This is a genomic window from Hydrogenophaga atypica (genome assembly GCF_042665215.1).
In the GTDB taxonomy this organism is placed as follows: Bacteria; Pseudomonadota; Gammaproteobacteria; order Burkholderiales; family Burkholderiaceae_C; genus Hydrogenophaga; species Hydrogenophaga defluvii_A.
On record NZ_JBHTCA010000081.1, the window covers coordinates 1 to 811 of the forward strand.

Sequence of the window (811 nt, forward strand, 5' to 3'; positions counted from 1 at the left end):
TTGATCTTTGCCCGCGGTTGAAGGAACTCAAACAGCGCCACCTCTTTGTGCCACGCGGCACCAAAGTGCCCGCAGAAATCGCTGCGGTGTGCGAAGCCAATGTCGACGTCGCTTTGATCGAAAAGCATTGGGATAGTCTGGTGCACCTGGCAGCCTCGGTCATGAGCGGACATGCCAGTGCGGTGGCAGCTCTTGCGCGGTTCGGTTCTGCCGCCCAGGGCGATCCAATCTATGAGGCTGGCGTGCAATTGGGGCGGTTGCTGCGTACGGCGTTTTTGGCTGACTACTTTGTCAAGGACGCTTTCAGGAACGAGTTGCGCCGGGTGCTCAATCGGGGCGAGGCTGTTAACGCCCTCAAGCGCGCCATTTATACCGGCCGGATCAGCCCGGCGCAGGCCAAACGTGTCGATGAAATGCAGGCTGTGGCCGATGCGTTGAGCCTGATGGCCAACATCGTGATGGCGTGGAATACCTCACAGATGCAGGCGGTCCTGGATCGCTGGTCGAACCGCCGCCAGGTCATTCCACCGGAACTGATCGGGAAGATTGCGCCCACCAGGCTGGAGAGCATCAACTTGCGGGGTGTGTTTCGCTTCCCGGTTGACCGCTATGCTGACCAAATCCTGCCTTCGCGGCCAAATGCATCGATAACTGGCACCAATGGATGAAACCGACCACGGTTTGACGCCACGAATCGCAGATTTGAAAGTGAACAGGAAAGTCAATGAAATCAACGATCTACCAACACCACCTCCGCGCCAGTGCTAGCTTTTCGTACCGTCACTTATTGCACTGAAAACGAGGAGACCCC

1 protein-coding gene is annotated in these 811 nt (G+C 57.5%); it reads left to right on the forward strand.

Annotation, left to right across the window (positions count from 1 at the left end; genetic code table 11):
- On the forward strand, positions 1-668 hold a 668-nt coding region (locus tag ACFQPB_RS23860; protein ID WP_382228936.1), incomplete at its 5' end, for a Tn3 family transposase.
- Positions 669-811 lie beyond the last annotated feature (143 nt).